This is a genomic window from Amycolatopsis palatopharyngis, assembly GCF_003385185.1.
GTDB classification, from domain to species: Bacteria; Actinomycetota; Actinomycetes; order Mycobacteriales; family Pseudonocardiaceae; genus Amycolatopsis; species Amycolatopsis palatopharyngis.
Window position 1 is genome coordinate 1 of sequence record NZ_PQHZ01000079.1, and the last position, 18,881, is coordinate 18,881.

The following is an 18,881-nucleotide window of genomic DNA, read 5'->3' on the forward strand; positions in this document are numbered from 1 at the left end:
GCCGACTCCTCCGCGACATCGCCGAAAACCGCGAAATCGGCGACGTCACCACCCTCGCCGACACCACCGTCATGGACCAAATCACCACCGGCCTCAACAAAAACACCACCGACGAATAACCATCCGAGCATGGGCCGGGCACCCCGTCCCGGTCCATGCTTGGAAAACGTCCGTTGCGGGTATCTGCCGCGTATGAGCGAGCTACGCGGAGCCGCCGAAGACGTGCCATTGCCCGAACACCAGCGCCCTGAGGGAACGGACGGGGAGACCGTTCGGGCCGTTGGGGCGCTGAGTGAGGCATTGGAGACCATCGAGCGGGCCCGGGGTCACCTCTACGGCTTTCACCAGCTGACCGGCAGGGCGGACGCGCAGCTGGCCTCGGCCATCGAGCAACTGCGGGCGGCAGGCCACCGCGAGGTCGCCGACAGGTTGGAGCACGAGCTGGTGGGCCGGAACGTGCTCGAGGGCCGCTGGACGTTCCAGGTCGTGGAGGAGTACGACGACGGCTACTACCTGCCGTTCCGGGAGCACGAGCGCCGCGTGCGCGACGAGCTGGCCTGCGGGCGCAGGCACGTGTTCGAGTCGGAGATGAAGGAGCGGGAGCGCACCAGGCGCCCGGACGGCACGCCGGAACGCTTCCATGCGGCGACGCCGGACTCCGAACCCGGCTGATGCCGGGCAGGGATCAGCGTCCCAGCTGGGTCACGATCTCCAGCAGCTTCTCCCGGAACGCCTCGTCGTGGCCGAGTGCGCCCCGGACCACGGGGTCCTGGCGCTCCGCCACGACCGCGCGCCGGTAGACGTCGCGTCCCGCCGCGGTCGCGCGCACCCGCACACGCCTGCCGTCCTCGGGATCCGCGCCGCGCTCGACGAACCCGGACCGGTGCAGGCGATCGATGATCCGGCTCATCGTCTGGTCGGTGACCTTGCATCGATGCGCGAGGACCCGCTGGGGTAGCGCGTCCTCGCCGAGGGTGTGCAATGCGATGAGGCCCGCATGGGTGAGGTCCAGCTGCTCGAGCAGTACCACCCAGCGGGCCTCGATCAGGCGGGCGGCCACCGAGAGCAATCGTCCCGTCGGCCACGACCGGACGTCGTCATCCGGTCCGGGGGCCGGGTCGGTGTCCACACTCACACTCCTCCACACCGCGTTATCTTCAGCATGCTGAATAATATTCGCCACGGGGTCACGCCCGTCAGTTCTGCCAGTCCCAGCGGTTCCGAAAGCCGAGGTGCGCCGGTTCCATGATCTCCGATGACTCGAGTGACCGGATAGGCCGCCCACGGGTTCCGGCACTGCGCTGGATTCTGCCCGCGTTGCTGATCGTGGGCTGGCTGGTGCTCGGCGCGGTCGGCGGGCCGTTCGCCGGGAAGCTGAGTGAGGTCGCGGAGAACGACAACGCGGCGTTCCTGCCCTCTTCGGCCGAGGCGACGGAGGTCAACGAGCTGCAGAAGCAGTTCGCCGACAGCCAGACGGTGCCCGCCATCGTGGTCGCCGAACGGCCGGCGGGAATCGCCGCGCAGGACCGGGCGTTCCTCGCCGGTGCCGCTGCCAGGATCGGTGAGATCCCCGGGGTGGCAGGCGCGCCCTCACCGCCGATCCCTTCGCCGCGGGACGACCAGGCCGTACAGGTCATCGTGCCGATCGGTGCCGACGGCAATCCCGCAGACGTCGTCACGCAGGTGCGCGAGGCGCTGTCCGGTGCGCCCGCCGGGCTGACCGTGCTGGTCACCGGCCCCGCGGGTCAGCTCGCGGATCTGGTGGCGGCCTTCGGTGGGATCGATGGGCTGTTGCTGCTGGTGGCGGGTTCCGTGGTCGCCCTGATCCTCGTCGTCGTGTACCGCAGCCCGGTGCTCCCCGTGCTGGTGCTGCTCTCGGCGGTGTTCGCGCTCGGCCTCGCGAGCCTGACCGTGTACCTGCTGGCCGACGGCGATGTGCTCGCGCTGAACGGGCAGAGTCAGGGAATCCTGTTCATCCTCGTGTTCGGTGCCGCGACGGACTACGCGCTGTTGCTGGTGTCCCGGTTCAGGGAGGAGTTGCGCGACACCGGCGATCGGATGGTGGCGATCCGGAGGGCCTGGCGCGCGACGATCGAGCCGATCGCCGCGTCGGCGGGCACGGTCATCCTCGGTGTGCTGTGTCTGCTGCTGAGCGATCTGAACTCGAACCAGGGACTCGGCCCCGTCGCGGCCATCGGGATCGCCGCCGCTTTCCTGGCCTCCACGACCTTCCTGCCTGCCGCGCTCGCCCTGCTCGGCCGGGCGGCGTTCTGGCCGTTCCAGCCGCGACTGGGTTCGCCGCATCCGGAGAACTCCGGGATCTGGGGCAGGATCTCCCGCGGGGTCGGCCGATCTCCTCGGCTGATCTGGATCGGCACGACCCTGGTGCTTCTGCTCGGAGTCGCGTTCGTCCCGCAGCTCAAGGCGAGCGGGACCGCCCAGTCCGATGTCTTCCTGACCCCGGTGGATTCCGTGGCCGGTCAGGAGATTCTGGGCAGGCACTTCCCGGCCGGAGCGGGATCACCCACGATCATCATCGCCGATGCGGGGGAACTGGATCAGGTGCTCGGCGCCGCGCGGGTGCCGGGTGTCTCGCGCGTCGCGCCGATGACCGGGCCGGAAGGTGCACCGAAGGTCGTGAACGGGCGAGTGCTGGTCGAGGCCGTGCTCACGGCGCCCGCGGACTCGGAGGCGGCGATCTCCACCGTGCAGCGGATTCGTGACTCCGTACACGAGGTGCCTGGAGCGGAGGCGAAGGTCGGGGGCCGGACGGCGATCCAGCTCGACACACAGGAGACTTCCGAACGTGACCGGGCGCTGATCATCCCCGTGGTGCTCGTGGTGATCTTCCTGGTACTCGCCCTGCTGTTGCGCGCCCTGCTGGCACCGTTGTTGCTGATCGCCACGGTGGTGCTCTCGTTCGGCGCGACGATGGGGGTGTCCGCGTTGGTGTTCAACCATGTGCTCGGTTTCCCCGGCGCCGATCCGGCTGTGCCGTTGTTCGCGTTCGTGTTCTTGGTGGCACTGGGCATCGACTACAACATCTTCCTGATGACCAGGGTCCGGGAGGAGGCGGTGCGGTCGGGAACCAGGACCGGCACGCTACGCGGGTTGTCGGTCACCGGTGGAGTGATCACCTCGGCGGGTGTGGTGCTCGCGGCGACCTTCGCGGCTCTCGCTGTGCTGCCGATCCTGTTCCTGGCGCAGATCGCGTTCATCGTCGCGTTCGGCGTACTGCTGGACACGACGATCGTGCGTTCGTTGCTGGTGCCCGCGCTGACCATCGAGATCGGTGACCGCGTGTGGTGGCCTTCCTCGCTGGCGAGGCGAGGTGGCTCGAATGCGTCAGCCGGCCGCTCCGGGCCAGGTCAGCGTGACGATGCCGTTGCCCGATGAGCCGAGGTCGGGAACGGAGCCGCTGCCGTGTCCTGCTTCGCCGAGGGCTTCGGCGACCTCGCCGGTGCGGGACCGTGGAAGGCAGAGCCTGCGGCGGGTGACCTCGACCAGCGTGTCGAAATCCGGATGCTCCGTGGTGGGGGAGCGTTGCCAGCGGGCGACGTCCGCGACGATGCCGAGTTCGCCGAGGGCAGCGACGGCGTCGTCGGCGGTGGGGCCATCCGGCCGGTGGATGCCGTGGAAGCGCAGCCAGAGTGCGTTGAGCGCGGTGAGAGGGTGCCGCTCGGCGAGGTCGAGGACCACCAGCCTGCGGGCGCGCGCGGTGAGGGCGGCGACGAAGGCAGGCAGGTCCGGCGCGTTGTAGAGCACGTGGTGGCAGACCACGACGTCGGCGTCGGGTACATCCTCGCTCGCGGCTGGCCAGGTGCCGCGCACGGTTCGCGCGGGGACACCGGTCGCGGCCGCGCGGCGGTCGAACTCCGCGAGCAGACCGGGATCGCTGTCGACCGCGGTGATGCTGGTGCACCTCGGAGCGAGCGGCAGGCTGGCGGCGCCGGCCCCCGCGCCGACGTCGAGGACGGAGCCGGGTGGCCGCAGCGCTTGCCAGGCCGCGTCGAACGAGGCGCCCTCGGGCCGGGTGAGCTGAGAGCGTGCCCTGCGGACGAACACGTGCCGGGGCAGCACCCAGGGTGAGTCCTCCGCTTCGGCCAGTACGGCAGGGGGAATCTCCCAGGCGGCCAGGGCAGCTCGCCAGTGCTGGATAGCGTCCACGTCGTTCGCCTCCGGTGGTGTGTCAGCAGCAATGATGCCCGCGCCACGCCTCCCGGCCCTCCTTGACCGCGACGGTGGCGATCACCAGCGCGGTGATCGGGTCGGCCCAGGACCAGCCGAGCAGGCTGTTGAGCAGTAGCCCGATGAGCAGCGCGACCGAGAGATAGGCGCACAGCAGTGTCTGCTTGGAGTCGGCGACCGCGCTGACCGAGCCGAGCCGGCGGCCGGTGCGCCGTTGCGCCACCGAGAGGACCGGCATGATCACTACCGACAGCGCTGCCAGCACGATACCGACCGTCGACGGTTGTGCCTCGACCGCGCCGAAGAGCGTGCGTACCGATTCCACGGTCACGTACGCGGCGAGCGCGAAGAAGGAGAGGGCGATGAGCCGGAGTGCGGTGCGCTCGCGGGCCTCGGGATCGGGCCCGGAGAACTGCCAGGCAACGACCGCCGCGGAGCCGACTTCGACCAGCGAGTCGAGGCCGAAGCCGATGAGCGCGGTGGACGAAGCCGCGGCACCGGCGATCAGGGCGACGGCTGCTTCGACCAGGTTGTAGCTGATGGTCAGGGCGACCAGGATGCGGATACGCCGCGTGAGCTGGCGGCGTCCGGCGCTCGTATCGGTCATGGGTTCACCCGGCTCTGATGTGCACAGATCAGCATGAGAGGAACTGTACAGCATAGGCTGAACTAATCGAGGCCGCCTCGCCGGCTGGTAGATCAGGCGGTCGCCGAGCCTCCACTATGGACTTGGTGCCAAACTCGCGCCCGGGAACTGCCAACTCGGGCCCCGGAACTGCCAACTCGGGCCCCGGATCTGCCAACTCGGGCCCCGGAACTGCCAACTCGGGCCCCGGATCTGCCAACTCGAGCGCCGGAACTGCCAACTCGGGCCCTGGATCTGCCAACTCGGGCGTCGGAAGTGCCAATTCGGGGGTGGGCACTAGGATCTTGGCCATGTCGGATCGCTTGTACTTTCGTCAGTTGCTGTCCGGGCGCGACTTCGCGGTCGGTGATCCGGTGGCCACGCAGATGCGCAACTTCGCCTATCTGATCGGGGACAGGGAGACGAGTGAGGCGGTCATCGTGGATCCGGCTTACGCGGCCGGGGATCTGCTCGACATCCTGGCCGGGGACGGGATGCGTCTGACCGGTGTGCTCGCCACCCATCACCACCCGGACCACGTCGGGGGCGAGATGATGGGTTTCGAACTGCCAGGTGTGCCGGAGTTGCTGGCCCTGCAGCAGGTGCCGGTGCATGTGAACCGGGCCGAGAGCGAGTGGGTGCGGCGGACCACCGGGATCTCGGCGTCCGACCTCGTCGCCCATGACCACGACGATCTGCTTGAGGTCGGGGCGATCCCGCTGCGCCTGCTGCACACCCCCGGACATACACCGGGCAGTCAGTGCTTCCTGCTGGACGACCGCCTCGTCGCGGGGGACACCCTGTTTCTCGAGGGCTGCGGCCGCACGGACTTCCCTGGCGGGGACTCGGACGCGATGTACCGCAGCCTGCGGTGGCTGGCCGGGCTCGACGGCAATCCCACCGTGTACCCGGGGCACTTCTACGCTGCCGAACCGTCCGCGTCCCTGGACGTGGTCAAGCAGGAGAACTTCGTGTTCCGTCCCGGCTCAATCGAGCAGTGGCGCGCGATGTTTCCCTGAGTGAACCAAGCGGCGAATCCGGCTCAGCGCATTCCCAGCCTGCGATCGACGGTTATCTCGATGACCACCCGTTCCGGATTGGGCTGTGGCGTGCGCTGGTAACGGCGGGCGTAGCGCTGTTCGGCGTCGCGGACCGAGTCCGGGTCTTCCCGGACCACAGCTCGTCCCTCCAAAGTAGACCAGCGACGCCGATCGACCTGGCTCACCGCGACGACGGCGCCGTCGGCTCCTGCGGCCCGGACGTTGCGAGCCTTGACGCTGCCCGTCCGGCAGATCACCCGCGCGACCGCGAAATCCTCGTCCACGGTGACTCCGACGGGCACGACATGCGGGGTTCCGTCAGAGCGCAGGGTGGTCAGCGTGCAGAGGTGCCATTCACTCCAGAATTCCCGCAGGTCGTCCGTGGCAGCAGTTGCGGTCGAGGTCATGCCCGCATTCTGTCAGCAGGCTCGTGCGGCCGCCGGGCCGGTCAGCATCTCCGGAACCATCAAACGGCGCGAGCTGAACTCAGCCTGTCTCGACGAAGGACTCCGGGTCGGCGACTATGGCCCTGACCGCTGATCCCGCGGCGCCGCGCACCGCGGCCTCCGCCCCGAGGGTGGAGCGAACCACCCGAACCGGCGAGAAGCCCGCGCTCATCACCCGCATCCGCAGTTCGGCGGTGAGCGCATCGACGAGCCAGGGGTGCAGGCGAGCGTAGGCGCCGCCGAGCACCACGGCAGGCACGTCGAGCAGATTGACCACATCGGACAGCGCGGTGCCGAGCCATCTGCCCGCCGACGCCGTCGCGGTGAGGGCGGCGGGGTCATCGTTCTCCAGCCTGCGGACGAGCTCACCCAGCTGTTCGGACGGTCTGCCCTCGGCCGGTACGCCCGCACGCCGCAACACCGCTTCCTGACCGGCCAGCCGTTCCAGGCAGCCGCGGGAGCCGCAGGAACACGCAGGTCCCTCCGCGTCCACGGAGAAGTGCCCGATCTCGCCGCCGAAACCCCGCACCCCCTCGAACAGCTCGGCGCCGACGACGATCCCGGCGCCGATGCCGATCTCACCGGAAACGTGTACGTAGTCGCGCAGCCCGGCATGCCCGCCCGCCCAGAGTTCCGCCAGCGCGGCGAAGTTCGCCTCATTTCCCGGCAGCACGGGCAACGGGGGAAGGTCGAGCCTGGCTCGAAGTTCACCAGGAACATCCACGTCTCGCCAGCCGAGGTTGGGAGCGACGCGCAGCATTCCGCTACCGGACTCGACCAGCCCGGGCAGCGCGATGCCAATGCCACCGATCCGCACCCCGAGCGTGTCCGCCTCCCGCAGGCTGTCGCGTACGGCCCTGGCGGTGCGCGACAGTACCCGGCCGGTCGGTTCGGTGCGATTGTCCGTCTCGCGCACCAGCCTGCTGCGCATCCTGCCGGTCAGGTCCACCAGACAGGTCGCGAGATAGTCGACCCCGATCTCCACCCCGAGTCCGTGCGGCCCCGTCTCGGAGAGCGACAGTGCCGCACCGCGCCTGCCGGGTCCCGCTCGTCGTGCCGGACCCGAGTCGGTGACCAGCCCCGCCGCCAGCATCCGTTCCACGAGGCTGGACACCGTCGCCTTGGTGAGGCCGGTGCGACCGGCGATCGACGCCCTCGAGATGCCGGGAGCGTCGGCGATGGCGCCCAGCACGAGGGCGGAATTGTGCCTGCGTACGGTGTGCTGCCCGGCAGGGGGCGGGGCGGCCGGTCGCGAAGTGCTCACTCGCCGAGCGTAAACGTTCAGAGCCTGAACGAACCTCTTGACCCACACTCGGTGCCGCCGATAAGTTCAGTCATCGAACTAATTAGTGGACACCGGGAGGGCACCGTGGGACATCCATCGACGCGCAGGCCAAGTCGTGAGGACAAGTTCAGCTTCGGCCTGTGGACGGTGGGCTGGCGGGCGATCGACCCGTTCGGAGACGCGACGAGGCCGACACTGGACGCGGTCGAGGCCGTGCACCGCCTCGCCGAACTCGGCGCGTGGGGGATCACGTTCCACGACGACGACCTCATCCCGTTCGGGTCCGGCGAGGCCGAGCGGGACCGGCGCATCGCGCGGTTCCGCGGCGCGCTCGACGAGACCGGCCTCGTGGTGCCGATGGCCACGACGAACCTGTTCGGCCACCCCGTGTTCAAGGACGGCGGATTGACGAACAACGACCGGGACATCCGCCGGTTCGCCCTGCGCAAGGTCATGCGCAATATGGACCTCGCCGCGGAACTGGGAGCCTCGACGTACGTTCTGTGGGGTGGCAGGGAGGGCTCGGAAACCGACGCGGCGAAGGACGTCGGCGCCGCGCTCGACCGTTACCGCGAGGGCATCGACACGCTCGCGCAGTACGTGCTCGATCAGGGCTACGACCTGCGGCTCGCGCTCGAGCCCAAGCCGAACGAACCGCGTGGTGACATCTTCCTGCCGACGATCGGTCACGCGCTGGCATTCATCTCGACCCTCGAACACCACGACATGGTCGGGGTCAATCCCGAGGTCGGGCACGAGCAGATGGCCGGTCTGAACTTCGTCCACGGCATCGGGCAGGCGCTCTGGCAGGGAAAGCTGTTCCACCTCGATCTCAACGGTCAGCGTGGTCCGCGCTACGACCAGGACCTGATCTTCGGCCACGGTGACCTGCTGTCGGCGTTCTTCCTGGTGGACCTGCTGGAGCACGGCGGTTACGACGGCCCCCGGCACTTCGACTACAAGCCACTGCGCACCGAGGACATCGACGGTGTCTGGGCCAGCGCGGAGGCGAATATGCGCAGTTATCTGCTGCTGCGGGAGCGGGCACGAAACTTCCGGGCGGACCCCGAGGTGCAGGACGCGCTGGCCTATTCGCGTGTGCCGGAGCTGTCCGTGCCGACACTCGCGCCCGGCGAGAAGCCGGCGGACCTCAAGGCCGACCGATCCTCGTTCGAGGACTTCGACGCCGACGCGGCAGCGGAGCGGGGTTACGGCTTCGCCGCGTTGTCCCAGCTCGCGCTGGAGCACCTGATCGATGCCCCGCATCCAGGCTGAGCGGTCGACGGCTGAGCGGCCGGGGAGTGGACAGCCGGGGGCTGGGCTTCGTTCAGCAAAGCCCTCTGGACAGGGCGAGTGCGGCCGTGCGGACCGCGGGTGCGACGCGGTCGGTCCGCATCCGGTTCGACCAGCCGGAGATCGAGATGGCCGCCACGGCCGTGCCCACTGAGTCCAGTAGCGGACTGGCGGCGCACACCACCCCCGGCCCGGACTCCTCACGCTCGTAGGCGATGCCCTCGGCGCGAATCCGCTCGAGCTGACGGCGGAGCAGGCCGGGGGCGGTGACCGTACGCGGACTGAGCCGGGGCAGTCCCGCGTCGATGACCGCCTGTATGCGTTCCTGGGGTCCGTTGGCGAGGATCGCCTTGCCGACGGCGGTGGCGTGCGCGGGAAAGCGGCCGCCGATCCGGGAGGGCAGGCGGGGAGCGTCGGGCCCGCGTAGCACGTCGAGGTAGACGACCTCGGTGCCCTCGAGTACCGCGAGGTGCACGGTGTTGCGGGTGGCCTCCCTGAGGTCTGCCAGGTACGGGCGGGCGGCGTCGACGATGCCGCGCTGCCTGGTGGCCAGCTGCCCGATCTCGAACAACCGCAGGCCGAGGCGTAGCGAGGGGCCTGCGCGTTCCAGCAGCCCGTATGCGACCAGGTGCCCGGTGAGCCGGTGGACGCTGGACTTGGGCAGCGCCGTGCGCCGGGCGAGTTCGGACACCCCGAGCGCGTCGTCGCCGGGGCGGAAAGCGGTCAGCAGGGCGCTGATCCTGGCTGCGGTGGAGACATCATCGTTCCGCTCAGCGGCACACATGCGTTGAGTGTGCCGCATCCGGCCGGGAAGTGTGCGGTGCATGGAAGCGTGTCTGTGCAGAAGGGAGCCCGCATGACGCAGCGGCGACGAGTGGCGGCCGCCATCGTGGGGCCAGGCAATATCGGCACCGACCTGCTGGTGAAGCTGCGCCGCAGTGAACTGGTGGACGTGCGGTACATGGTCGGCGTCGATCCGGCTTCCGAAGGGCTGGCCAGGGCTGCCGAACTGGGCGTACGTACCTCCGCGTCCGGGGTGGACTGGCTGTTGGCCCAGCAGGAGCCACCGGAAATCGTGTTCGAGGCGACATCGGCCGGGGCGCACCGGGCGAACGCGCCGCGCTACGCCGAGGCCGGGATCCAGGCGGTCGACCTGACCCCGGCGGCGATCGGTCCGTTCACCTGCCCCGTGGTGAACCTGCCTGACCAGTTGGACGCGGCGAACCTGAACATGATCACCTGCGGCGGGCAGGCGACGATCCCGATCGTGCGAGCGGTGTCCCGGGTGACCCCGGTGCCGTACGCGGAGATCGTGGCCTCGGTGTCGTCGCGCTCGGCTGGGCCGGGTACCAGGGCGAACATCGACGAGTTCACCGAGACCACGGCGCGCGGGATCGAGGCGGTCGGCGGCGCGGCCGCGGGCAAGGCGATCATCATCATCAACCCGGTCGAGCCGCCGATGATCATGCGGGACACGGTGTTCTGTGCGATCGACCCGGACGCGGACCGCGACGCGATCACCGCCTCGATCGAGCGGATGGTGGCCGACGTCCGGGAGTACGTGCCCGGGTACACGCTCAAGGCGGAGCCGCAGTACGACGAACCGCGGCCGGACTGGAACGGCCGCGCGAGGGTCGCGGTGTTCCTGGAGGTGGAGGGCAACGGTGATCACCTGCCCCCGTATGCGGGAAACCTGGACATCATGACGGCCGCCGCCGCCCGGGTGGGGGAGTTACTGGCGGAACGGAATCTGGCGCGCGAGGTGGTGGGCTCATGAACGACCGGCACTGGAACGAAGGCGGCCGCGAGGTGCGGCTGGTGGACACCACCCTGCGCGACGGTAGCCATGCGATGGCGCATCGGTTCACCGAGCAGAACGTGCGGGACACCGTACGGGAACTGGACAACGCGGGCGTCTCGCTGATCGAGGTGACGCACGGCGATGGTCTCGGCGGTTCCACCTTCAACTATGGCTTTTCCCTCGTGGACGAGCGCAGGTTGATCGCGGCGGCTGTCGAGGAGGCCCGCAGCGCACGCATCGCGGTGCTGCTGCTGCCCGGCCTCGGCACCGTGACCGACCTGCGGGCGGCGGCCGACCTGGGTGCGGGAGCGGTCCGAATCGCCACCCACTGCACGGAGGCGGACGTGTCCGTGCAGCATTTCGCGGCGGCCCGCGACCTCGGCCTCGAGACGGTCGGGTTCCTGATGCTGTCGCATATGTCCACACCGGAGGCGCTGGCGCGGCAGGGCCGGATCATGGTGGACGCGGGCTGTCAGTGCGTCTACGTGGTCGACTCCGCGGGCGCGCTGATCCTGGAAGAGGCGGCCGACCGGATCGCGGCGCTGGTCGCCGAGTTCGGCGAGCAGGCCGAGGTCGGCTATCACGGGCACCAGAACCTGAGCTTCGGTGTGGCGAACTCGGTACTGGCCCAGCGGGCGGGCGCCCGGCAGATCGACGGTTCGCTGGTCGCGCTCGGCGCGGGAGCGGGCAACTCGCCGACCGAGGTCCTCGCCGCGACGTTCGAGCGGCTCGGCGTCGACACGGGCGTGGACAAGGACGTGCTGATGGCGGCGGCGGAGAACGTGGTGAAGCCGTACATCACCCGTCTGCCCGTGATGGATCGATCCTCGATCGTGCAGGGGTTCGCCGGGGTGTACTCGAGCTTCCTGCTGCACGCCGAGCGAGCCGAGCAGCGCTACGGAGTGCCCGCGCACGAGATCCTCTACCGGGTCGGGCAGGCCCGCTACGTCGGCGGTCAGGAGGACATGATCATCGATATCGCCTTGGAGATCCTGCGCGAGCGCGATGCCGCGGGAGCCGCTGGGACAGACGCCAAGGTCAGCGTGGGCGCGGTGTCAGGCTCGCCCGGCTGAGCAGGTGGACGCAATGCGCCACCAGCCGCTGTCTCGGCACCGTCATCGTGCCCTCGAGATGAGCCACGAACAGGTTGGTCAGCGCCCCGACCAGGCCCACCGCGGTCATCTCGCGGTCCAGCTCGTCCGCGCTCGTCGGCAGCTGCTCCCGGATCAGCGCGGCGAAGGCTGGCAGCAATTCCACGCCCCGCCTGCTGAGCGTGGGGTCGGTCAGCGGCGCGATCAGCAGCACCCGGCCCTTGCGGGGATCGTCCAGCATCAGCTCGACGAATGCCGTCACCGCCGCCTCGGCACGTTCGGTCGCCGAGGCGGGCGCGGCGGCGACCGCGTCGACCAGTGCCTGGTGGGCCTGCGCACCGACCTGCTCGTAGACCGCGAGCACGAGCGCTTCCCGGTCGGCGAAATTCTCGTAGAAGTAGCGTTCGGTCAGCTTGGCCTTGCGGCAGACGGCACGTACGGACACCGCCGCGGTGCCGCCCGTACCGAGCAGATCGAGCCCGGCGGCCAGCAGCTGCTCGCGGCGGGCGGCCCGGCGATCGCTCAGCGTGGTGCCGCCCCACGTACGCCCTGCTGTGTCGGCCATCACGGACATTCTCCAGTACGAGTGGTGGATTCGTTGACTACACCTGTTGTCAACCTTAGCCTGACAACAGGTGTAGTCACTTTGCCTGCCGTGCTGAGGAGAACGATGATGGACACAGGCCCCGTACCACTCGGTCCCGACTCGCTCACCTGGAAGTACTTCGGCGACTGGCGTGGCCTGCTGATCGCACTCTGGGCAGGCTCGATGCAGAACATGCACCCCGGCCTCGGCGCCGGGGTGGAGCAGCACTCGAGGTTCTTCGAGGAGCGCTGGCAGCGGCTGTTCCGCTCGCTGTACCCGATCGGGGGTGTGGTCTACGACGGTCCACGCGCACACCGGACGGCGCTGCAGGTCCGGGGTTACCACGAGACGATCAAGGGCGTGGACGCGCAGGGGCGGCGCTACCACGCGCTCGACCCCGACACCTACTACTGGGCGCACGCGACTTTCTTCGTGAGCACGTTGCGCATCGCGGAGCACTTCATGGGCGGGCTCACCGAGGCCCAGCGCAGGCAGCTGTTCGACGAACATGTGCAGTGGTACCGGATGTACGACATGAGTATGCGTCCCGTGCCCGAGACCTGGGAGGACTTCCAGCGTTACTGGCATCGGATGTGCACCGAGGTGCTGGAGGACAACAAGGCGACCAGGGACGTACTGAAGATCGGCGAACTGCCCAAGCCCGCGGCCACGCCGTGGCTGCCCGACGCCCTGTGGCGACTGGTCCGTCCCGCCGTGGCGCGTGGCTTCGTCTGGCTCACCGTCGGTATGTACGACCAGCCGGTGCGAGATCTGCTCGGCTACCGCTGGTCGGAGCGCGACCGCTGGTCGCACCGGGTGGTGGGCAAAGCGATCAACGCCGGGTTCAGCCTCGTTCCGCATGACCGCAGGTATCACCCGAGGGCCAGGGCGGGTTGGCGCCGGGTGACCGGGAAGGTGGCGCCGGACGCGCCACAGGTGGAGACCCCTGCCCGGAATCTGCCGCCGCTGGACCGGCGTGACAGCCCGACGCACTACTCGCCACAGGGGGCCCGGCCCGCCGATCGGGTTCGTTGACCGGCACAAGATCAGCTACGTTCGATCCACCCGTATCCGCCGTCCCGCAGGAGGTCCACGTGAAGCTCGGCTACCACCTCGGCTACTGGTCGTCCGGTCCGCCAGCGGGAGCGCTGGAGGCCATCGTGCGGGCCGAGGAACTCGGCTACGACTCGGTGTGGACGGCGGAGGGGTACGGCTCGGACGCCTTCACCCCGCTGGCCTGGTGGGGAGCGTCGACGTCCCGGATCCGGCTCGGTACGAACATCGTGCAGATGTCGGCGCGTACCCCGACGGCCACCGCGATGACCGCGATGACCCTGGACCATCTCAGCGGTGGCCGGTTCGTGCTGGGTCTCGGCGCGTCCGGCCCGCAGGTCGTCGAGGGCTGGTACGGCCAGCCCTACGCCCGGCCGCTGGCGCGTACCCGGGAGTACGTGGACATCGTGCGCAAGGTCGTCGCGCGCGAACGACCGGTGACGCACGAGGGCGACTTCTTCACCCTGCCCCTGCCCGGCGGTACTGGGCTGGGCAAGCCGCTGAAGTCCACGGTGCATCCGCTGCGGCCGCACGTCCCGATCCATCTCGCCGCCGAGGGACCGAAGAACGTCGCACTCGCCGCCGAGATCTGTGACGGCTGGCTGCCGTTGTTCTTCTCGCCGAAAAGCGACGCGTTCTACCGCGCGGCGCTCGCCGAGGGTTTCGCCCGCAGGCCGCAGCAGGGTCCCCCGGAGCACTTCGAGGTCGCCGCCTCGGTGCCGGTGATCGTGCACGACGACGTCGAGCACGCTGCCGCACTGATCAAACCGTCGCTGGCGCTCTACATCGGCGGAATGGGCGCGAAGGGGGTCAACTTCCACCACGACGTGTTCGCGCGGATGGGCTACGAGGACGTCGCGGACACGGTGCAGGAGCTCTACCTCGCGGGCCGTAAGGAGGACGCGGTCGCGGCCATCCCCACCAGCCTCGTCGAGGACACCTCGTTGATCGGTCCTGCCGCGAAGATCAGGGAGGAGCTGTCCGCCTGGGAGGAGACCGTTGTGACGACCTTGCTGGTGCGCGGTGACGCGGCCACCTTGCAGGCGGTCGCCGAGGTGCTGTCGTAGGCAACGCGCGGCATCCGGATACTCTCATCGCGATCATGTGCGATCTCGCACCGACGAGGAGGATTCCGTGGCCCAGCTGACCGCACGGACCCGGCTCGGCTACTCCTTCGGCTCCTTCGTCACGGGTGCTTTCGGCACGGTGCCAGGGCTCCTGCTGCTGCCGTACCTGACTGACACCATGGCCGTTCCCGCCGCGCTGGCCGGAGCGATCGTGCTGCTCCCGAAGGCCTGGGACGTGCTGTTCAACCCGGTCGCCGGGCGCATCTCCGATGCCGCGCGGCTGCGGCACGGCAGCCGGAGACGGTTCCTGCTGTACGGCGGCATCAGCGTCGCGATCTGTTTCGCGGCGTTGTTCGCGCACCCCGGCCTCGGCTCCGTGGCCGGCGACGCGACCTATGTCGTGGTGGTGTTCTTCCTGTGCGCCACCGCGTTCGCCTTCTTCCAGGTCCCCTACAACGCGCTGCCCGCCGAGATCACCGACGTGTACAACGAGCGCACCCGGCTGACGAGTTGGCGGATCGCCGTACTGGCACTGGCGATCCTGGTCTCGGGCGCAGGCGCTCCGGCGATCACCGACGCGATCGGTGGAGTACCCGGTTACCGGGTCATGGGTATCGCCGTGGCCGGGCTGATGATCGCCGGAACCATCGCTGTCTTCCTCGGTCTGCGCGGGGCATCGGTCGGGGAGTTGCGTGGATCGACACCGGGGCTGCGTGAGCTGGCCGCGACCATGCGGGCGTGGAAGCCTTTCCGCTGGTTGCTCGCGGTGTACTTCGTCCAGGCCCTCGGCATCGGCACCCTGCTCGCGGGGGTGGTCTATGTGGCGCGCTACGTCCTTGACGACAGCGGCATGCAGTCGCTGTTGTTCGCCGGGTTCGTGGGTCCGGCCCTTTTGGTGATGCCGCTGTGGAACCGGCTGGGGCAGCGGGGTGGCAAGCTGCTCGGTTTCCGCGTCGCGTCGGTGGTGTTCGGGCTCGCACTGGTGGGGCTGATCGGCGCACGGGTCCTGCCCGTGCCGATGGTGTTCGTGTTCGTCGCCATGGCCGGTGTGGGCTACGCCGGGATCCAGGTGTTCCCGCTGGCGATCCTGCCCGACCTGATCTCGGCCGAGGAGGAGCGAACCGGTGCGACGCGCGCCGGCGTCGCCGCCGGTGTCTGGACGGCTGCGGAAACCCTCGGTCTCGCGCTCGGGCCTGGCCTTTTCGGGCTGGTCCTCACGCTCGGCGGTTACGTGTCGACGGAGGGCTCGACCACGGTCACGCAGCCGGACAGCGCGGTGACCGCGATCGTGCTTGGTTTCTCGGCGATCCCCGCGGTGCTCATCCTGCTCGGGGTGCCGTTGCTGCGGCGTAGCGTGCTGGAGGGCAGTGGCCAGGAGAACCGAGTTCTGGAGGGGCGATCATGACCGCTTTGCCACAGCACGGCCAGAACGCCTCGGCCGTGCTCGCCGAACTCCGTCAGCGGCGTGCGGCCGACCTCCCCACGCACGGCGGCCGGACACTGGCCTACGTCTACGACAGCGGGCTCGCCGAGATCGACGAGCTGGCGGCGGCCGCGCACGCCTCGGCCGCATCGGCCAATGGGCTCGACCCCACGGCTTTCCCCAGCCTGGCCGCGATGGAGAACGATCTGGTGGCAGCCGCGGCCGGGCTGCTCGGTGGCACGCCCTCGACGGTCGGGTCGGTGACTTCGGGCGGCACGGAGTCCTGTCTGCTCGCGGTGCTCGCCGCGCGGAACTCCAGGCCGGAGCTCGATCGTCCCGCCATGGTCCTGCCGGCGACCGCGCACGCCGCGTTCCACAAGGCCGCCCACTACTTCGGTGTCCGAGTGATCACGGTCCCGGTCGACCCGCGCACCTTCCGCGCCGACAGCGCGGCCATGGCCGCCGCCATCGATGCCGACACCGTGCTGGTCGTGGCGAGCGCGCCGTCCTACGCCCATGGTGTCGTCGACCCGATCGCCCCGATCGCAGCCGCGGCGGCACAGCGCGGTGTCCGGATGCATGTCGACGCCTGCATCGGTGGCTGGGTGTTGCCGTACCTGCGCAGACTGGGCGCCGGCGTGCCGGATTTCGGGTTCGGCGTCGAGGGCGTCACGAGCATCTCGGTGGATCTGCACAAGTACGCGTACTGCCCGAAGGGTGTTTCGGTACTGCTGCACGCCGACGCGGGCCTGCGCCGCAGCCAGTACTTCGCCAGCGCGGACTGGCCGGGCTACACGATGCTCAACACGACGTTGCAGTCCACCCGTTCCGGCGGTCCGCTCGCCGCGGCATGGGCGGTGCTGCGCAATGTCGGCGACGACGGTTATCTCAGCCTGGCCGAACGCACGGCCACGGCGACCGCGGTGATCCGGGACGGTATCGGGCAGGTGCCGGGCCTGCGGATTCTCGGCGACCCGGACGCCACACTGCTGGCCGTGACGGCAGCGGAGGACGCGGGCTTCGACCTGTTCACCGTGGCCGACGAGATGCGCACGCGCGGCTGGTACGTGCAGCCGCAGTTCGCCCACGCGGCGTCCCCGGTGAACCTGCACCTCACGGTCACGGCAGCCAACCGGGGCAACGAGCAGCGGTTCCTCGACGATCTGCGCGACGCTGTCGGCGCCGCCCGCTCTCGCGGCCCGGTGACCGTCGACGACGAACTGGTGGCGTTACTGGCCGAACTCGATCCGGAGCAGCTGACCGGAGAGCAGTTCGCGACCTTGTTGGCTGGTGCGGGTCTCGGCGCCGGCGGCGGACTGCCGGAGCGGATGGCGGAGATCAACGCGCTACTGGAGGCCGCCCCCGCCGCACTGCGGGAGCGGCTGCTGCTGGAGTTCCTCGGCCTGCTCTACCGGCCGGAGGCCTGAGCGCCTCGGCTCAGGGATCCCGCGAGTCGCGATGAGTTCTGCGGCGTCCGGCAGTCGTAACTGTCGAAACTGTCACCCGAGGAGGACTTCTGATGCGACGCGTGACCTATTCGATGAACGTCTCACTTGACGGCTACATCGTGGGCCCTGACGGCGAGTTCAACTGGACGGCGCCCGACGAGGAGGTCTTCCGCTTCGTCACGGACGAGATTCGAGAGGTCGGCGTCTACCTGTTGGGACGACGACTGTACGAGACGATGCTGTACTGGGAGACCGTCGACCAGAATCCGTCGCTCGACTTCTCAACGCTCGAGTGGGCCGGAATCTGGAAGCCGCTACCCAAGGTGGTGTTCTCCACCACGCTGTCGGAGGTTCAGGGCAACGCACGACTGGCCTCCGGCGGTCTCGCGGAGGAGATCGAGCGGTTGCGGGCCGAGCCGGGGGAGGGCGACATCGCGATCGGCGGCGCGACTCTCGCCGCCGAGGCTGCCGGGTTGGGTCTGATCGACGAGTACCGGGCCAAGGTCCATCCGGTGCTGGTTGGCGGTGGCGTCCCGTTCTTTCCTCAGCGCGAGCGCCGGGTGGATCTCGAACTCGTCGACACCCGCACCTTCAACTCGAATGTCGTCTACCTCCGCTACCGCGTGGCGCCCTAGCCGGGGTTGGGTGTGGGGCGTGTTGTCGTGGTCGGGGTATGTCCGGTGTGGACTGTGCTGGTTCGGTGATCGGCTGGATGGTTTTGGTGTAGGTGCGTCCGGTGGGTGTGGTGATGGTGGAGGTCCCGCTGTTGGGGTGGTGGGTGAGTGTCCAGCGGGGTTGGTCTTTGCGGTAGTGGTCTCGTTCGCATTTGGCGCCGCCGTTGTGCTCGGCGGTGACCCCGAGTTCTCTCCATTCGTGGAGGTGGTCGTAGTCGCAGCGGTGTGCGGGGCGGTGGCAGCCGGGTGCGGCGCATTCGCGGTCCCGGGCGGTGACGAAGTCCCGCAGGAATGCCGAGGGTCTGCGGCGGGTGCGTCCGAGGTCGCGGACCGCGCCGGAGGCCGGGTCGGTGAGGACTTTGCGGATCATGCTGTGCGGGTTGGTCATGATCTCTCGGGCGATGGCCGCTGGGAGTGGGCCGTAGCCGGCGAGTTCGCAGCCGCTGTCGGACATGGTCAGGGCGGTGGTGATGGGCATGTGCAGAAACACCACCGCCGCCGCCCGGGGTACTCCGGCTCCGGGGTCCTGACCCAGCAGCAATGCGGCGTACACGTCGGCGCGGAGTTGTTCCAGTGTCCGGTGGTCTCCGTTGTTGCGTAGTCGTCGTGCCATGGCGTCGATCCGGGCGTAGGCCGAGGCCGCCAGCTCGGCCGGGAGATCCGCCGACAAGGTCGCCATGGCGTTGTCCTGCGGTGACAGCACTACCTTGCGGCCCGCGCGGGCTTTGCGGGCCCGGGTGGTTTGTCCGTCGGGGTCGACGTTCTCCACCAAACGCCGAGTCGCGCGGACCAAGGAATACGGGTCGGTGAACTGTAGCCGCCCCGACGCGAGTTTCGCGGCGAGCAGGTCGTCGACCTGGC

Annotated in this window: 19 protein-coding genes; 11 read left to right on the forward strand and 8 right to left on the reverse strand. The window is 69.3% G+C overall.

Annotated elements, in window-relative coordinates; translation table 11 throughout:
• Positions 1-192: 192 nt before the first annotated feature.
• Positions 193-672, forward strand: a complete 480-nt coding sequence (locus tag D0C15_RS31880; RefSeq protein ID WP_116051777.1) for a hypothetical protein — start codon at positions 193-195, stop codon at positions 670-672.
• A 13-nt stretch (positions 673-685) separates the two neighbouring features.
• Here D0C15_RS31880 and D0C15_RS31885 read toward each other — a convergent pair whose 3' ends face one another.
• Positions 686-1,129 carry a MarR family winged helix-turn-helix transcriptional regulator gene (locus tag D0C15_RS31885; protein ID WP_116051778.1) on the reverse strand — a complete coding sequence of 148 codons (444 nt, stop codon included), beginning with the start codon at positions 1,127-1,129 and terminating at the stop codon, positions 686-688.
• Positions 1,130-1,245: 116 nt separating this feature from the next.
• On the opposite strand from D0C15_RS31885, the gene D0C15_RS31890 reads away from it, so the two are divergent.
• Complete coding sequence (locus D0C15_RS31890) at positions 1,246-3,396, forward strand: MMPL family transporter (protein WP_116051779.1); 2,151 nt, start codon at positions 1,246-1,248, stop codon at positions 3,394-3,396.
• Here the strand turns inward: D0C15_RS31890 and D0C15_RS31895 are convergent.
• The gene (locus tag D0C15_RS31895) at positions 3,346-4,167 is read right to left on the reverse strand and encodes a class I SAM-dependent methyltransferase (RefSeq protein ID WP_116051780.1); all 822 of its coding nucleotides are present in this window, start codon (positions 4,165-4,167) and stop codon (positions 3,346-3,348) included. The genes D0C15_RS31890 and D0C15_RS31895 overlap by 51 nt on opposite strands.
• Before the next feature lie 22 nt (positions 4,168-4,189).
• The gene (locus D0C15_RS31900) at positions 4,190-4,795 is read right to left on the reverse strand and encodes a cation efflux transmembrane domain-containing protein (protein WP_245976464.1); all 606 of its coding nucleotides are present in this window, start codon (positions 4,793-4,795) and stop codon (positions 4,190-4,192) included.
• A 329-nt stretch (positions 4,796-5,124) separates the two neighbouring features.
• Between D0C15_RS31900 and D0C15_RS31910 the strand changes: the two genes are divergently transcribed.
• Entirely contained in the window at positions 5,125-5,832 is a 708-nt protein-coding gene (locus tag D0C15_RS31910; RefSeq protein ID WP_116051782.1) for an MBL fold metallo-hydrolase, read from the forward strand.
• A 23-nt stretch (positions 5,833-5,855) separates the two neighbouring features.
• Here the strand turns inward: D0C15_RS31910 and D0C15_RS31915 are convergent, their stop codons facing one another.
• Both D0C15_RS31915 and D0C15_RS31920 read right to left on the reverse strand, forming a co-directional pair.
• Entirely contained in the window at positions 5,856-6,260 is a 405-nt protein-coding gene (locus D0C15_RS31915; RefSeq protein WP_116051783.1) for a TIGR03618 family F420-dependent PPOX class oxidoreductase, read from the reverse strand.
• Positions 6,261-6,339: 79 nt separating this feature from the next.
• A complete protein-coding gene (locus D0C15_RS31920; protein ID WP_116051784.1) occupies positions 6,340-7,563 on the reverse strand; it encodes an ROK family transcriptional regulator in 1,224 nt (407 codons plus the stop codon).
• 105 nt (positions 7,564-7,668) lie between these two features.
• Here D0C15_RS31920 and xylA point away from each other — a divergent pair, with 105 nt between their 5' ends.
• Complete coding sequence (gene xylA / locus D0C15_RS31925) at positions 7,669-8,859, forward strand: xylose isomerase (protein ID WP_116051785.1); 1,191 nt, start codon at positions 7,669-7,671, stop codon at positions 8,857-8,859.
• A 52-nt stretch (positions 8,860-8,911) separates the two neighbouring features.
• Here the strand turns inward: xylA and D0C15_RS31930 are convergent, their stop codons facing one another.
• A complete protein-coding gene (locus D0C15_RS31930; RefSeq protein WP_116051786.1) occupies positions 8,912-9,661 on the reverse strand; it encodes an IclR family transcriptional regulator in 750 nt (249 codons plus the stop codon).
• 72 nt (positions 9,662-9,733) lie between these two features.
• Between D0C15_RS31930 and D0C15_RS31935 the strand changes: the two genes are divergently transcribed.
• Together D0C15_RS31935 and dmpG are read left to right on the forward strand one after the other, a co-directional pair.
• Positions 9,734-10,654, forward strand: a complete 921-nt coding sequence (locus tag D0C15_RS31935; protein WP_116051787.1) for an acetaldehyde dehydrogenase (acetylating) — start codon at positions 9,734-9,736, stop codon at positions 10,652-10,654.
• A complete protein-coding gene (dmpG, locus tag D0C15_RS31940; protein WP_116051788.1) occupies positions 10,651-11,751 on the forward strand; it encodes a 4-hydroxy-2-oxovalerate aldolase in 1,101 nt (366 codons plus the stop codon). The genes D0C15_RS31935 and dmpG overlap by 4 nt, the downstream gene beginning before the upstream one ends.
• On the opposite strand, the gene D0C15_RS31945 is transcribed toward dmpG, so the two are convergent.
• Positions 11,717-12,334 carry a TetR/AcrR family transcriptional regulator gene (locus D0C15_RS31945; protein ID WP_116051794.1) on the reverse strand — a complete coding sequence of 206 codons (618 nt, stop codon included), beginning with the start codon at positions 12,332-12,334 and terminating at the stop codon, positions 11,717-11,719. The two genes, dmpG and D0C15_RS31945, sit on opposite strands and share 35 nt — an antisense overlap.
• A gap of 105 nt (positions 12,335-12,439) precedes the next feature.
• Here D0C15_RS31945 and D0C15_RS31950 point away from each other — a divergent pair, with 105 nt between their 5' ends.
• The 5 genes from D0C15_RS31950 to D0C15_RS31970 all read left to right on the forward strand — a co-directional run bounded on the left by D0C15_RS31950 (position 12,440) and on the right by D0C15_RS31970 (position 17,981).
• Entirely contained in the window at positions 12,440-13,390 is a 951-nt protein-coding gene (locus tag D0C15_RS31950; RefSeq protein ID WP_162830334.1) for an oxygenase MpaB family protein, read from the forward strand.
• A gap of 59 nt (positions 13,391-13,449) precedes the next feature.
• Complete coding sequence (locus tag D0C15_RS31955) at positions 13,450-14,475, forward strand: LLM class F420-dependent oxidoreductase (protein WP_116051790.1); 1,026 nt, start codon at positions 13,450-13,452, stop codon at positions 14,473-14,475.
• A 67-nt stretch (positions 14,476-14,542) separates the two neighbouring features.
• A complete protein-coding gene (locus D0C15_RS31960) occupies positions 14,543-15,880 on the forward strand; it encodes an MFS transporter (RefSeq protein ID WP_116051791.1) in 1,338 nt (445 codons plus the stop codon).
• Complete coding sequence (locus D0C15_RS31965) at positions 15,877-17,325, forward strand: pyridoxal phosphate-dependent decarboxylase family protein (RefSeq protein ID WP_116051792.1); 1,449 nt, start codon at positions 15,877-15,879, stop codon at positions 17,323-17,325. Before D0C15_RS31960 ends, D0C15_RS31965 begins: the two co-directional genes overlap by 4 nt.
• A gap of 92 nt (positions 17,326-17,417) precedes the next feature.
• Complete coding sequence (locus tag D0C15_RS31970) at positions 17,418-17,981, forward strand: dihydrofolate reductase family protein (protein WP_116051793.1); 564 nt, start codon at positions 17,418-17,420, stop codon at positions 17,979-17,981.
• On the opposite strand, the gene D0C15_RS31975 is transcribed toward D0C15_RS31970, so the two are convergent.
• A partial coding sequence (locus tag D0C15_RS31975) for an HNH endonuclease signature motif containing protein (RefSeq protein ID WP_162830335.1) occupies positions 17,938-18,881 on the reverse strand: 944 nt, incomplete at its 5' end. The genes D0C15_RS31970 and D0C15_RS31975 overlap by 44 nt on opposite strands.